Source organism: Streptomyces globisporus C-1027, assembly GCF_000261345.2.
GTDB classification, from domain to species: domain Bacteria; phylum Actinomycetota; class Actinomycetes; order Streptomycetales; family Streptomycetaceae; genus Streptomyces; species Streptomyces pakalii.
Genome location: NZ_CP013738.1, coordinates 1,843,290 through 1,856,987, shown reverse-complemented (window position 1 = coordinate 1,856,987; position 13,698 = coordinate 1,843,290). Strand labels below are relative to the sequence as shown.

The 13,698-nt window shown below is 70.2% G+C and carries 11 protein-coding genes; 6 read left to right on the top strand and 5 right to left on the bottom strand.

From position 1 onward, the window contains the following. The first annotated feature begins 14 nt into the window (after positions 1-14). The 3 genes from WQO_RS08150 (at position 15) to WQO_RS08140 (ending at position 3,156) form a co-directional block, all read left to right on the top strand. The gene (locus tag WQO_RS08150; protein WP_010057911.1) at positions 15-956 is read left to right on the top strand and encodes an RluA family pseudouridine synthase; all 942 of its coding nucleotides are present in this window, start codon (positions 15-17) and stop codon (positions 954-956) included. Then, positions 953-1,438 carry a GNAT family N-acetyltransferase gene (locus WQO_RS08145; RefSeq protein ID WP_010057912.1) on the top strand — a complete coding sequence of 162 codons (486 nt, stop codon included), beginning with the start codon at positions 953-955 and terminating at the stop codon, positions 1,436-1,438. The genes WQO_RS08150 and WQO_RS08145 overlap by 4 nt, the downstream gene beginning before the upstream one ends. A 131-nt stretch (positions 1,439-1,569) precedes the next feature. Next, complete coding sequence (locus WQO_RS08140) at positions 1,570-3,156, top strand: Na+/H+ antiporter (RefSeq protein ID WP_010057914.1); 1,587 nt, start codon at positions 1,570-1,572, stop codon at positions 3,154-3,156. A gap of 20 nt (positions 3,157-3,176) precedes the next feature. On the opposite strand, the gene WQO_RS08135 is transcribed toward WQO_RS08140, so the two are convergent. Beyond that, positions 3,177-4,331 (bottom strand): mechanosensitive ion channel family protein, encoded by a 1,155-nt coding sequence (locus WQO_RS08135; protein WP_010057916.1) that lies wholly within the window; start codon positions 4,329-4,331, stop codon positions 3,177-3,179. 52 nt (positions 4,332-4,383) lie between these two features. Here WQO_RS08135 and WQO_RS08130 point away from each other — a divergent pair, with 52 nt between their 5' ends. Continuing rightward, positions 4,384-4,962, top strand: coding sequence for a dienelactone hydrolase family protein (locus WQO_RS08130; RefSeq protein ID WP_029182034.1), 579 nt, complete (start codon positions 4,384-4,386; stop codon positions 4,960-4,962). A gap of 95 nt (positions 4,963-5,057) precedes the next feature. On the opposite strand, the gene WQO_RS08125 is transcribed toward WQO_RS08130, so the two are convergent. The 3 genes from WQO_RS08125 to WQO_RS08115 all read right to left on the bottom strand — a co-directional run bounded on the left by WQO_RS08125 (position 5,058) and on the right by WQO_RS08115 (position 8,095). Next, on the bottom strand, positions 5,058-5,873 hold the full coding sequence (locus WQO_RS08125; RefSeq protein WP_010057918.1) for a DsbA family protein: 816 nt from the start codon (positions 5,871-5,873) through the stop codon (positions 5,058-5,060). Positions 5,874-5,939: 66 nt separating this feature from the next. After that, entirely contained in the window at positions 5,940-6,668 is a 729-nt protein-coding gene (locus WQO_RS08120) for a hypothetical protein (RefSeq protein ID WP_010057919.1), read from the bottom strand. A 101-nt stretch (positions 6,669-6,769) separates the two neighbouring features. Continuing rightward, on the bottom strand, positions 6,770-8,095 hold the full coding sequence (locus WQO_RS08115; RefSeq protein ID WP_010057920.1) for a DUF2252 domain-containing protein: 1,326 nt from the start codon (positions 8,093-8,095) through the stop codon (positions 6,770-6,772). Positions 8,096-8,298: 203 nt separating this feature from the next. Between WQO_RS08115 and dnaE the strand changes: the two genes are divergently transcribed. Continuing rightward, positions 8,299-11,835, top strand: coding sequence for a DNA polymerase III subunit alpha (gene dnaE / locus WQO_RS08110; RefSeq protein ID WP_010057921.1), 3,537 nt, complete (start codon positions 8,299-8,301; stop codon positions 11,833-11,835). Positions 11,836-11,942: 107 nt separating this feature from the next. Here dnaE and WQO_RS08105 read toward each other — a convergent pair whose 3' ends face one another. After that, positions 11,943-12,122: a hypothetical protein gene (locus WQO_RS08105; protein ID WP_010057923.1), complete on the bottom strand. Its 180-nt coding sequence runs from the start codon at positions 12,120-12,122 to the stop codon at positions 11,943-11,945. A gap of 292 nt (positions 12,123-12,414) precedes the next feature. Between WQO_RS08105 and WQO_RS08100 the strand changes: the two genes are divergently transcribed. Next, positions 12,415-13,677 carry an NYN domain-containing protein gene (locus tag WQO_RS08100; protein WP_193407175.1) on the top strand — a complete coding sequence of 421 codons (1,263 nt, stop codon included), beginning with the start codon at positions 12,415-12,417 and terminating at the stop codon, positions 13,675-13,677. Positions 13,678-13,698: the final 21 nt, after the last annotated feature.

The window sequence follows — 13,698 nt, the reverse complement described above, 5'->3', positions numbered from 1 at the left end:
GGCATACTCGACTGGTGAGTACGCACCCCGAGATCCGCACCCTGCCCGTACCGGACGGCCTGGAGGGCGAGCGCGTCGACGCCGCCATCTCCCGGATGTTCGGTTTCTCCCGCACCAAGGCCGCAGAGCTGGCCGCCGCCGGGAAGGTCCAGGTGGACGGCTCGGTGGCCGGGAAGTCCGAGCGGGTCCACGGCGGAGCCTGGCTGGAGGTCGAGATGCCGGGGGCGCCCGCTCCCGTCCAGATCGTCGCCGAGCCCGTCGAGGGCATGGAGATCGTCCATGATGACGACGACATCGTCGTCATCATGAAGCCGGTCGGCGTCGCCGCCCACCCCAGCCCCGGCTGGACCGGCACCACCGTCATCGGCGGCCTCGCCGCCGCCGGCTACCGGATCTCGACGTCCGGCGCCGCCGAGCGCCAGGGCATCGTGCACCGCCTCGACGTCGGCACCTCCGGCCTGATGGTCGTCGCCAAGTCCGAGCGCGCCTACACCCTGCTCAAGGCCCAGTTCCGCGACCGGGTCGTCGACAAGAAGTACCACGCCCTCGTCCAGGGCCACCCGGACCCGATGAGCGGCACCATCGACGCCCCCATCGGCCGCCACCCCAACCACGACTACAAGTGGGCGGTCACCGCCGAGGGCAAGCCGTCGGTGACCCACTACGACCTGATCGAGGCCTACCGCGCTGCCAGCCTCCTCGACATCAAGCTGGAGACCGGCCGCACCCACCAGATCCGGGTCCACATGTCCGCCCACCGCCACCCCTGCGTCGGCGACCTCACCTACGGCGCCGACCCGACGCTGGCCAAGCGCCTGGGGCTGACCCGGCAGTGGCTGCACGCCGTCCGCCTGGGCTTCGAGCACCCGGCCGACGGGAGCTGGGTGGAGTTCTCCAGCGGCTACCCGGCCGACCTCCAGCACGCCCTCGACACCATCTCCGCGGAGAGCCAGTGACCGGCGCCCCGACCGCGTACAGCACGCGCAGGGCCGTCGAGGAGAGCGACCTCCAGGCCTGCTTCCAGGTCCGCAAGGATGTCTTCGTCGGCGAGCAGAACGTGCCCGAGGAGCTGGAGTACGACGCCTACGACGCGACCGCCGTGCATGTCCTGGCCGTCGCCGCGGACGGGACCGCGCTCGGCACCGGACGGCTGCTGCACGGCGCGGCCGCGTCCGGGAAGACCGGCGGTGACCTCACCGTCGGCTCGCTCGGCCGGCTCGCCGTGAGCCGCGAGGCCCGCGGCCTCGGCGTCGGCGCTGCCCTCGTACGGGCCATCGAGGACGAGGCGCGCACGCTCGGCCTCGCCGCCGTCGACCTGCACGCCCAGACCCACGCCCTCGGCTTCTACGAGCGGCTGGGCTATGTCGCGTACGGCCCCGAGTTCCCCGACGCGGGCATGCCGCACCGGGCCATGCGGCGGGAGATCCGCCCGGCCTGAGCGCCGGAAACCGGGGGATCGGCCCGGTCCCGGGGGGTATCTGCGGAAACGCGCACCCCGCGTGGCAGGGTGGAAGCCCTGTTCGGCCGCTCCTGACCTGCCGGACCCGCACGCTCCGGAAGGCCCCTTTCGTGGAACAGATGGCCCTGCTGCTCCTGCTGCTGCTCGGAGCCGTGGTCACGGTGCCGCTCGGCGACCGGCTGGGGCTGCCGGCGCCGGTGCTGATGACGCTCGCGGGCATCGCGATGGCGTTCACGCCGTTCGTCCCGAACGTCGACATCCCGCCGGAGATCATCCTCCCCGCGCTGCTCCCGCCGCTGCTCTACGCCACCGTCCAGCGCACCTCCTGGCGGCAGTTCGCCGCCAACAAACGCCCGATCTTCCTGCTGGCCGTGGCCCTCGTCTTCGTCACCACGGCCGCCGTCGCCGCCGTCGCCAACTCGATCGTGCCGGGGCTGCCGATCGCCGCCGCCGTCGCGCTCGGCGCGCTCGTCGCCCCGCCCGACCCGGTCGCGGCGACGGCCGTCGCGGGCTCGGTGGGCCTGCCGCGCCGGCTGGTGTCGATCCTGGAGGGCGAGGGGCTCTTCAACGACGTGACCGCCATCGTGCTCTACCACGTGGCCATCGCCGCCGCCGTCAGCGGCACCTTCTCGCTGCCCGAGGCCTTCGGGCTGCTGATCCTCTCCGCCGTCGTCGCGGTCGCCGTCGGCCTCGCGATCGGCTGGCTCACCATCAAGCTGATGAACCTGCTCGGGGACGCCACGCTCCAGGTCGGCCTGACCCTGCTGGTGCCCTTCGTCGCCTACGTCCTCGCGGAGGAGCTGGAGGGCTCCGGCGTGCTGGCCGTCCTGACCGTCGCGCTCTTCCTCGCCGAGCACACCGCCGACGCCGACGACGTGCTGGGCCGGCTCACCGGACGTACCTTCTGGGACATCGTCGACACCCTCGTCACCGGTGTCGCCTTCGGGCTGATCGGCCTGGAACTGCACACCGTGTTCGGCACGGCCGACGGGCACGCCCTGGAGATGGTCGGCTGGGGGCTCGCGATCGTCGCCGTCGTCGTCGGCGTACGGCTGCTGTGGCTGCTGCCCGCGACCTGGCTGGCCAAGCGGCTGCACACCCGTCGGGATGTCAGCGAGGAGATCCCCACCAGCTGGCGGGAGACCGTCGTGATGTGGTGGGCCGGGATGCGCGGGGTGGCCTCCGTCGCCCTGGCGCTGGCGATCCCGCTGGAGACCGACGACGGGCAGCCCTTCCCCGGCCGCGAGGAGATCATCTTCATCGCGTTCGCCGTGATCATGGCCACCCTGGTCTTCCAAGGGCTCACCCTGCCCTGGCTGGTGCGGAAGCTGAAGGTCCGGGCCGACACCGCCGCCGAGGAGGCCCTGGAGCGGGACCTCGCGATCCGGGCCGCCAAGGCCGCCAAGTACCGGCTCAAGGAGATCCAGGAGGTCGAGGAGTTCCCCGAGGAGGTCGTGGAGCGGCTCCAGCGCGCCGCGTACGACATCGGCGCCCGGATCAGCCCCGACATGATCGACGAGGAGCGGCGCGAGGCCTACGCCCAGCGCGCGAAACGCTTCAAGGCGATCAGCCGGGTCCAGCGCGAGATGATGTCGGCCGCCCGCCACGAGGTGCTCTCCGCGCGCAGCGAACCCGGCTCCGACCCGGAGGTCGTGGACCGGGTGCTGCGGTATCTGGACTTCCGCTCCCTGCGGTGAATCGCAGGGAGCGGAAGTTCTCAGCCGCGGCCCGTGCGCGGGGCCTTGGCGTCGTCCCGGTCGGCGGGCGGCGCCGATCCGTTGCGGCCCGCCCGGCCCAGCTTCGCTCCCGTCAGCTCCGCCCACTGCTCGCCCGGCGGCAGTGCGGCGGGCGCGGTGGCGATCCGCGGCAGCGCGTACGGATGGTGGTCGCGCAGCCAGCCGATCAGCTGCTCGCGCACCGCGCAGCGTACCGTCCAGATGTCGTCCGCGTCCTTCGCCGTGACCACGGCCCGCACCTGGATCGTGGACGGCGTCGTGTCCGTGACCGCCAGCGACCAGTCCCGGCCGTCCCAGGCGGCGATGTCACCGAGGATCTCCCGCAGCTTCTCCCGCATCGCGGCGACCGGGGCGGAGTGGTCGAGGTGGAAGAAGACCGTGCCGGTCATCTGCACCCCGCCGCGCGACCAGTTCTCGAACGGCTGGCTGGTGAAGTACGAGACCGGCATCGTGATCCGCCGCTCGTCCCAGGTCCGTACCGCCAGGAACGTCAGGGTGATCTCGTCGATCGTGCCCCACTCGCCGTCCACCACCACGGTGTCGCCGATCCGCACCATGTCGCCGAACGCGATCTGGAGTCCGGCGAAGAGATTGCCCAGCGTCGACTGGGCGGCGACGCCCGCGACGATGCCGAGCAGACCGGCCGAGGCCAGCATCGACGTACCGACCCCTCGCATCGGGGGGAATGTCAGCAGCATCGCCGCGATCGCCACCACCGTCACGACCGCCATGACGACCCGCTGGATCAGCGTCACCTGCGTCCGGACCCGGCGGACCCGGGCGGGATCGCGGGTGCCCGTGGCGTAGCGCGAGTAGCTCGCCTCCACGACCGTCGCCGCTATCCGCACCACGAGCCATGCCGAGGCGCCGATCAGCACCAGGGTCAGGACCTGGCCGATTCCGGCCCGGTGGTCCCTCACCCAGTCGATCTTCGTCGCGCGGTAGCTGCCGCGCAGCAGCGCCGTGATGACGACCACCTGCAAGGGAGGCCGGCAGCGCCGCAGCAGTCCCCACAGCGGGGTCTCGTGGTGCCGGCTGTCGGCCCGCCGCAGCAGCAGGTCGACCAGCCAGCCGATCAGCAGGGTGATCACCACGGATCCGCCGATGACGATCAGCGGGCGCAGCACGCTCTCCATTCCCTCGTCCTCCCAGCCGTTGAGCGGCCCTCAGGGGGTGCGAACTGGCACCATGGGGCCCATGAACATCATGCTTTTCCACTCGACGTACGGGCTCACGCCCGCCGTGCACGCCGCGGCCGCGCGCCTCAAGGACGCCGGCCATGAGGTGCGCGTGCCCGATCTGTTCGAGGGGCACACCTTCGACTCGGTGGAAGAGGGCATGGCCTACAAGGACGAGGTCGGCAAGGACGAACTGCTCAAGCGGGCCGTGCTGGCCGCCGCGCCCTACTCCGACCAGGGGCTCGTCTACGCCGGCTTCTCCCTCGGCGCGGCGACCGCGCAGACCCTGGCGCTCGGGGACGCGAAGGCCCGGGGGCTGCTGCTGTTCCACGGCACCTCGGACATCGCCGAGAACGCCACGGTGGACGAGCTTCCCGTCCAGCTGCACGTCGCGGACCCGGACCCCTTCGAGTCCCACGACTGGCTGAACAGCTGGTATCTCCAGATGCAGCGCACCGGCGCGGACGTGGAGATCTACCGCTACCCCGGGGCCGGGCACCTGTTCACCGACCCCGATCGGCACGACTACGACCAGGCGGCCGCCGAGCAGACCTGGAAGGTCGCGCTCGGCTTCCTGGCCACGCTGTAGTCCGTCTCCGGGCCATCCGGTGAAACGCGCGGAACCCGGCGTTCCCGGGCGGTCGGACCGCCCGGGAACGCCGGGTTCCACGGAGCTGTGGGGCGTTACGCCTTGAGCGCCTTGTCGATGGCCTTCGTGAACTCGGCGGCCGTCATCGGGGCGTTCTCGCTGCCCTCGGCCGTGATCTTCTTGTCGTCCATCTTCAGCGTCGGCGTGCCCTGAACCCCGCTGCTGTCGAAGGTCTTGGACATCTTCATCGCCCAGGCGTCGTACGTGCCGTCCTCGACGTTCTTCTGGAAGTCCTTGTTCCCCTTCAGCGCCTCCACGGAGTCGGCGACCTCGATGAGGTAGCTGTCCTTGGCGAACTTGTCGTCGCTCTCCTCGGGGTGGAACTTCGCCGAGTACAGCGCGGCCTTGTACTCCAGGAAGGCCTCGGGGCTCACGTCCAGCGCCGCACCGAGCGCGCTCAGGGCGTTCTTGGAGCCCTGGCCGTTGTCGGTGTTGTCGATGAAGGTCGCGCCGACGTACTGGACCTTGTACTTGCCGGCCTCGACGTCCTTCGAGACGGTCTCGCCGACGCCCTGCTCGAACGTGGCGCAGACCGGGCAGCGCGAGTCCTCGTACAGCTCCAGGGTCTTCTTCGCGCTCGGCTTGCCGACGACCACGGTGGTGCCGTCCTTGCCCGAGGTGTTCTTCGGCGCGGTGACGTTCTTCGCGTCGGCGGCCGCCTCCCAGGCGTCGGGCTTGTTCAGCTGCGTCACGCCGTAAGCGATGCCGCCGATCACGGCGAGGGCCGCGACGACCGAGCCCGCGACGACGAGTTGCTTGCGGGACTTGTCCTTCTTCGCCTGGCGCTCGCGCTCGGCGCGCAGCCGCTCGCGGGCCGCTGCCTTGTTCGCCTGGCTGTTGCGGTTGCTCATGTCTGTTCTCCGTGCCGTACGTGTGTGGGGAGTGGGCGGTGGTGCCGTCGTCGCGTCGCCGTGCCCTCAGGCAGCGGCGTACAGCGCGAGCGGCGGGCCCCTGCGTCCCACACAGTGCACGAGGAAACGGGCGGTCAGCGGCGGGTGCGGGCGCCCGGCGGGCCGGGAGCGGCGGGCCGCGGCCCGTACCCCCGCGCGCACCACGGCGACCGCGGTCAGCAGCGGCCGGAACGCCAGCAGGGCCGCCGCGCGCAGCAGCCCGGCCAGGGCGGCCTCGCCGCGCCGCAGCCAGGCCGCGGCGAGCAGTCCGACCGCCACATGGGCGGCCAGCAGCAGCCACGGCACCGCGGGCCCGGGCTGGGCGAGGAGGGCCGCGGCGCGGTCGCCCGCACCGGCCACATCGGCCAGCGGGGTGCCCACCGCGCCGACGCCCGCGATCCGGGCCCCGCCCGTGCCGACCTCGCCGCCGCCGCACAGGACGTCGAAGCCCACCGCGCGCAGCGGGCCGGCGACCGGGCCGCCGGCCGCCCCGTAACAGAGGTTCTGGCCCGTGGTGAAGAGCGTGTCGGCGGCCAGCTCCAGCGGGACCAGCAGCCCCGCGATCGCCCCGAAGCCGCGCTCCCGGCCGGCCAGCGCATAGGCCACGGCGAAGACGGCGGCGGCCGGCAGGCCGACCGCGGTCAGCGGCAGCGGTACCCCGGAGAGCAGCACATGGGACGCCGTGGACAGGGTGACGACGAGCGCGGTGAAGACCGCCGCGCGCGCGACCCTGAGCTGCGTCCCTGAGATGTCCATCGCCGGAAAGTGTGTCATGCGTGGAGGTAAGCGGACCTTAAAAGAGGCTGAGAGTCCCCGGGACGCCGAAGATTGCGGGGGCGCCCGGGGGCTCTCCCTCCTTACAGGCCCGGGATCTTCCCGTTGCGGAAGAGGTCCACGAAGATCTGGTGGTCCGCACGGGCCCGCGCCCCGTAGCTGTGGGCGAAGTCGACCAGCAGCGGCGCGAAGCCCTCCTCGTCTGCCGCGATGGCCGCGTCGATCGCCCGCTCCGTGGAGAACGGCACCAGCGAGTGGCCGCTCTCGTCGTCCGCCGCCGCGTGCATCGTGGCCGTCGCCCTGCCCAGATCCGCGACGACCGCGGCGATCTCGTCCATCTCGTCGATGTCGGACCAGTCCAGGTCGACCGCGTACGGCGAGACCTCGGCGACCAGCTGGCCCGCCCCGTCCAGCTCGGTCCAGCCCAGCCACGGGTCCGCGTGTGCCTGGAGCGCCCGCTGCGAGATCACCGTGCGGTGCCCCTCGTGCTGGAAGTACTCCCGCACGGCGGCGTCCGTGATGTGCCGGGAGACCGCCGGGGTCTGCGCCTGCTTGAGGTAGATCACCACATCGTTCTCCAGGGCGTCGCTGTTGCCCTCCAGCAGGATGTTGTACGAGGGCAGCCCGGCGGATCCGATGCCGATGCCCCGGCGGCCCACCACGTCCTTGACGCGGTAGGAGTCGGGGCGGGTGAGGCTCGACTCCGGCAGCGTCTCCAGATAGCCGTCGAACGCGGCGAGCACCTTGTAGCGCGTCGCGGCGTCCAGGTCGATCGACCCGCCGCCGTCCGCGAACCGGCGCTCGAAGTCCCGGATCACCGTCATCGAGTCCAGCAGCGAGAACCGGGTGCGCGAGCGGGCGGCGCGCAGCGCGCCCAGCAGCGGGCCGTCCGCGGTGTCCAGCGTGAACGGCGGCACCTCGTCGTTCTTCGCGCCCGTCGCCAGCGCGCGGATCCGCTCGCGGTAGGACGTGGCGAAGACCTGGACGAGCTCGGAGATCTGCTCGTCGGCGAGGGCCTTCGCGTAACCGATCAGCGCCACGGAGGCGGCGAACCGCTTCAGGTCCCAGGTGAAGGGGCCCACGTACGCCTCGTCGAAGTCGTTGACGTTGAAGACGAGGCGGCCGTTGGCGTCCATGTAGGTGCCGAAGTTCTCCGCGTGCAGATCGCCGTGGATCCACACCCGGCCCGTGCGCTCGTCCAGGAACGGGCCGCCGTGCCGCTCCCTCTCCAGGTCGCTGTAGAACAGGCAGGCCGTGCCGCGGTAGAAGGCGAAGGCCGAGCCCGCCATCTTGCGGAACTTGACCCGGAAGGCCGCCGGATCGGCGGCCAGCAGCTCCCCGAAGGCGGTGTCGAAAACGGCGAGAATCTGCTCCCCGCGCTGCGCTGCGCCGGTCTGCGTTTCCGACATTTCTTACTGCCTCCTGCGGTAGCTGACGTATGGGGTGGAACTGTGGATCGACGTGACCGAGTGCATGACAAAACGGACACTCGTCCCGCCCTCTCCAACGCTCGGCGGAAGCCGGGAGTGCCCGTCGTTCGACTCCGTCACGTCGTAGACTTCCACGCTGTCCCCCCGTCCGTCATCGCCCGACTTCCCGGAGGCCCGACGCCGTGACCAAGCCGCCCTTCACGCACCTGCACGTTCATACCCAGTACTCGCTGCTGGACGGTGCGGCGCGGCTCAAGGACATGTTCGAGGCGGCCAACGAGATGGGCATGACGCACATCGCGATGACCGACCACGGCAACCTCCACGGGGCCTACGACTTCTTCCACTCGGCGAAGAAGGCGGACGTCACCCCGATCATCGGCATCGAGGCGTACGTCGCCCCCGAGTCGCGCAAGCACAAGCGCAAGGTGCAGTGGGGACAGCCGCACCAGAAGCGCGACGACGTGTCCGGTTCCGGTGGTTACACCCACAAGACCATCTGGGCGTCCAACAAGACGGGGCTGCACAACCTCTTCCGGCTCTCCTCCGACGCGTACGCCGAGGGCTGGCTCCAGAAGTGGCCCCGGATGGACAAGGAGACCATCTCCCAGTGGTCCGAGGGGCTCATCGCCTCCACCGGCTGCCCCTCGGGCGAGGTGCAGACCCGGCTGCGGCTCGGCCAGTTCGACGAGGCGGTGCAGGCGGCCTCCGACTACAAGGACATCTTCGGCGAGGGCAAGTACTTCCTGGAGCTGATGGACCACGGCATCGAGATCGAGCGCCGGGTCCGCGACGGGCTGCTGGAGATCGGCAAGAAGCTGAACATCCCGCCGCTCGTCACCAACGACTCCCACTACACGTACGCCCACGAGGCGACCGCCCACGACGCCCTGCTCTGCATCCAGACCGGCAAGAACCTCTCGGACCCCGACCGCTTCCGCTTCGACGGCACCGGCTACTACCTGAAGACGACGGACGAGATGTACGCCGTCGACTCCTCCGACGCCTGGCAGGAGGGGTGCGCCAACACCCTCCTGGTCGCCCAGCAGATCGACACCACCGGCATGTTCGAGGCGAAGAACCTCATGCCGAAGTTCGAGATCCCCGAGGGCTTCACGGAGATCACCTGGTTCCAGGAGGAGGTCCGGGTCGGCATGGCCCGCCGCTTCCCGAACGGGGTCCCCGACGACCGGCAGAAGCAGGTCGAGTACGAGATGGACATCATCATCCAGATGGGGTTCCCGGGGTACTTCCTGGTCGTCGCCGACTTCATCATGTGGGCCAAGAACAACGGCATCGCGGTCGGCCCCGGCCGTGGCTCCGCGGCCGGTTCGATCGTGGCGTACGCCATGGGCATCACCGACCTCGACCCGATCGAGCACGGGCTGATCTTCGAGCGGTTCCTCAATCCCGAGCGCGTCTCCATGCCCGATGTCGACATCGACTTCGACGAGCGCAGGCGCGTCGAGGTGATCCGGTACGTCACCGAGAAGTACGGCGCCGACAAGGTCGCCATGATCGGCACGTACGGCAAGATCAAGGCGAAGAACGCCATCAAGGACTCCGCCCGTGTGCTGGGCTACCCGTACGCGATGGGCGACCGGCTCACCAAGGCCATGCCCGCCGACGTCCTCGGCAAGGGCATCGACCTCAACGGCATCACTGACCCCAAGCACCCGCGCTACAGCGAGGCGGGCGAGATCCGGGGGATGTACGAGAACGAGCCGGACGTCAAGAAGGTCATCGACACCGCCAAGGGCGTCGAGGGCCTGGTCCGGCAGATGGGCGTGCACGCCGCCGGCGTCATCATGTCCAGCGAGCCGATCGTCGACCACGCACCCGTCTGGGTCCGGCACACCGACGGCGTCACCATCACGCAGTGGGACTACCCGCAGTGCGAGTCGCTCGGCCTGCTGAAGATGGACTTCCTCGGCCTGCGCAACCTGACGATCATGGACGACGCCATCAAGATGGTGAAGTCCAACAAGGGCATCGACCTGGAGATGCTCTCCCTGCCGCTGGACGACCCCAAGACGTATGAACTGCTCTGCCGCGGTGACACGCTCGGCGTCTTCCAGTTCGACGGCGGGCCCATGCGCTCCCTGCTCCGCCAGATGCAGCCCGACAACTTCGAGGACATCTCCGCCGTCTCGGCCCTCTACCGGCCGGGCCCGATGGGGATGAACTCGCACACGAACTACGCGGAGCGCAAGAACGGCCGCCAGGAGATCACCCCGATCCACCCGGAGCTGGAGGAGCCCCTCAAGGAGGTCCTCGGCCTCACCTACGGCCTGATCGTCTACCAGGAGCAGGTCCAGAAGGCCGCCCAGATCGTCGCCGGGTACTCACTGGGCGAGGCCGACATCCTGCGCCGTGTGATGGGTAAGAAGAAGCCCGAGGAGCTGGCGAAGAACTTCGTCCTCTTCGAGAAGGGCGCCAAGGAGAAGGGGTTCTCCGACGCGGCGATCAAGTCGCTCTGGGACGTCCTGGTGCCGTTCGCCGGATACGCGTTCAACAAGGCGCACTCCTCGGCGTACGGCCTGGTCACCTACTGGACCGCCTACCTCAAGGCGAACTACCCCGCCGAGTACATGGCCGCCCTGCTGACCTCGGTCAAGGACGACAAGGACAAGTCCGCGGTCTACCTCAACGAGTGCCGCCGCATGCGCATCAAGGTGCTCCCGCCGAACGTCAACGAGTCGCTGTCCAACTTCGCCGCCCAGGGCGACGACGTGATCCTCTTCGGCCTGACCGCCATCCGCAACGTCGGCCAGAACGTCGTCGACTCGATCATCCGGTCCCGCAAGGCGAAGGGGAAGTACAGCTCCTTCCCCGACTTCCTGGACAAGGTCGAGGCGGTCGTCTGCAACAAGCGCACCGTGGAATCGCTCATCAAGGCCGGTGCCTTCGACGAGATGGGCCACACCCGCAAGGGCCTCGTCGCCCACCACGAGCCGATGATCGACAACGTGGTGCAGGTCAAGCGCAAGGAGGCCGAGGGGCAGTTCGACCTCTTCGGCGGCGGCGAGGAGGAGAGCGGCGAGCCGGGCTTCGGGCTCGACGTGGAGTTCTCCGACGTCGAGTGGGAGAAGGCCTATCTGCTCGCCCAGGAGCGGGAGATGCTCGGCCTGTACGTCTCCGACCACCCGCTGTTCGGACTGGAGCACGTGCTGTCCGACAAGGCCGACTCCTCGATCTCCCAGCTCATGGGCGGGGACTACGGGGACGGCGCCATCGTCACCGTCGGCGGCATCATCTCCGGCCTCCAGCGCAAGATGACCAAGCAGGGCAACGCCTGGGCCATCGCCACCGTGGAGGACCTGGCGGGCTCCATCGAGTGCATGTTCTTCCCCGCCACCTACCAGCTGGTCTCCACCCAGCTCGTCGAGGACACCGTCGTCTTCGTCAAGGGACGCCTCGACAAGCGTGAGGACGTGCCCCGGCTCGTCGCCATGGAGATGCAGGTCCCGGACATCTCCAACGCCGGCACCAACGCGCCGGTCATCCTCACCATCCCCACCGTGAAGATCACCCCGCCCATGGTCACCCGGCTCGGCGAGGTGCTCAGCCACCACCGGGGCGACACCGAGGTGCGCATCAAGCTCCAGGGCCCGAGCAAGACCACCGTGCTCCGGCTCGACCGGCACCGGGTCAAGGCCGATTCGGCGCTCTTCGGCGACCTGAAGGTGCTGCTCGGCCCGGCCTGCCTGGCCGGCTGAGCCCGAGCACGACACGACATGACGAGAGGGGCGCCCCGCATCGGCGGGGCGCCCCTCTCGCTGTCTTCAACGCCTGTCACAACTCGCTACCGCAAGCGGCCGACGGGTCAGTTGTGGCCGAAGCGTCGCTGATGCTTGCGCGCCACGTCGGACGGGCTGCCCTGGGCCTGCGCCTGCGGCTGGTTCTGGGACTCGAACGCCGTCGACTTGGCCTGCTCCGCGCTACGCTCCGACGCGGACGCGCGGTCGTGCTGGCTGCCCTGCTTGCGGTTCTTGTTCTTGGCCATGGTGAATGCCTCCTGTGGGGAATCCTGGGGGGCCAGGACCGCTGTCAGACTCACATAGCGCCGCAAACACCGCATGTTGGATCATTACCGTCCGTAGCGGTTCTCGCGGTGACCCCCGATTCCGCGCACCTTCTTCCTTCCTTTTCCGCTTCCTTTCCGGATCCGCCACGCCGATGATCCAGTTCCGGCCGTTAACCCCTGCGCGGTCGGGCAGACTCGAAGGAAACCCTGGGTAAGCGGACCGGGTCATCGAGGAACGGGCCGCTGAACCGTTCCCGAGTTCTGGAAGAGGGTGGATCGCGTGGACCGTTGCGTCGTCCTGGTGGACGCCGGCTACTTGCTGGGCGCAGCCGCGAGCCTGCTGGCCGGAGAGCCCGCCCGTTCCCGCATCACCGTCGACCACGCCGCCCTCATCCAGGGGCTGCGCGAGCGGGCCGAGGCCGACACCCAGCAGCCCCTGCTGCGCATCTACTGGTTCGACGGCGCCCCCGACCGGGTGCCCCAGCCCGAGCACCGCAGGCTCCGCGTGATGCCCCGGGTGACCGTACGCCTCGGCGCCCTGACCCGCAGCGACGGACGCTGGGCCCAGAAGGGCGTCGACGCCGCCATGCACGCCGAGCTCACCGAACTGGCCAGGAACCGGGCCTGCTCGGACGTGGTCCTGGTGACCGGCGACGGCGATCTGCTGCCCGGCCTGATGTCCGCCAAGGAACACGGGGTCGCCGTCCACCTCTGGGCCGTCCAGGCCGCCGACGGCGACTACAACCAGTCCGAGGACCTCGTCGCCGAGGCCGACGAACGACGCGTCCTCGACCGGGCCTGGATCACCAAGGCCGTACGCGCCAAGGACCTCGGCGGCGCCTGCGCCCCGCAGCCCGCCACCCGCCCCGAGATCGCCGCGATCCTCTCCGCACCGCTGCCCGAGGCCGCCCTCGCCGCCTCCGCCGAACGCGCCTCCGAGGCCGCCCAGGCCGCCGCGGCCCGGTCGGGCACCCCGGATCCGGCCGAGAGCGCACCCGCCGCCACCGGCACGCCCACGACCGGCCACAAAGGCGTGCCGACCCCCAAGGACCTGGCCGCACTGCGCGCCCACGCCGCCCACCCGGACCGCCAGCAGCCGGCCCAGCCCGCGAGCGCCACGCTGCGCTGGTCCTCCGACAAAGGGTGGGTGGAGCGCGGCGGCCCCCTCGGCGAGCCCGCCGAGACCGCGTCCCTGCCGACCCTCGCCCAGGTCACCAGCGCCGAACAGCGCTGGGCCGACCGCGAGGAGGACATCACCACCGTCGGCGGCGACCCCTTCGAAGTGGGCCAGGTCTTCGCCCGCCGCTGGATGGAGCGCCTCCCGGAAAGCGTCCACCTGCAGAAGCTCTCCACCATGTACCCGCGCATCCCGCACCGGATCGACGGCGAACTCCTGCGGTACGCGGCCCGCTTCGGACTGCTCGCCCACAAGGACGACCAGATCGACGAGCACGACCGCTACGCGATCCGGGCCGGTTTCTGGCGGGAGATCGACGTACGGGCCGCCGCCGAGCACGTACCGGCGGGCGAGTAGCGTCCTCACGGGCGGCGACGC

Coding starts and splice junctions, on each gene's coding strand:
- WQO_RS08135 (WP_010057916.1), bottom strand. CDS start 4,331: ATGGAGAGCGTGCTGCGCCCGCTGATCGTCATCGGCGGATCCGTGGTG.
- WQO_RS08130 (WP_029182034.1), top strand. CDS start 4,384: ATGGGGCCCATGAACATCATGCTTTTCCACTCGACGTACGGGCTCACG.
- WQO_RS08125 (WP_010057918.1), bottom strand. CDS start 5,873: ATGAGCAACCGCAACAGCCAGGCGAACAAGGCAGCGGCCCGCGAGCGG.
- WQO_RS08120 (WP_010057919.1), bottom strand. CDS start 6,668: ATGGACATCTCAGGGACGCAGCTCAGGGTCGCGCGCGCGGCGGTCTTC.
- WQO_RS08115 (WP_010057920.1), bottom strand. CDS start 8,095: ATGTCGGAAACGCAGACCGGCGCAGCGCAGCGCGGGGAGCAGATTCTC.
- WQO_RS08105 (WP_010057923.1), bottom strand. CDS start 12,122: ATGGCCAAGAACAAGAACCGCAAGCAGGGCAGCCAGCACGACCGCGCG.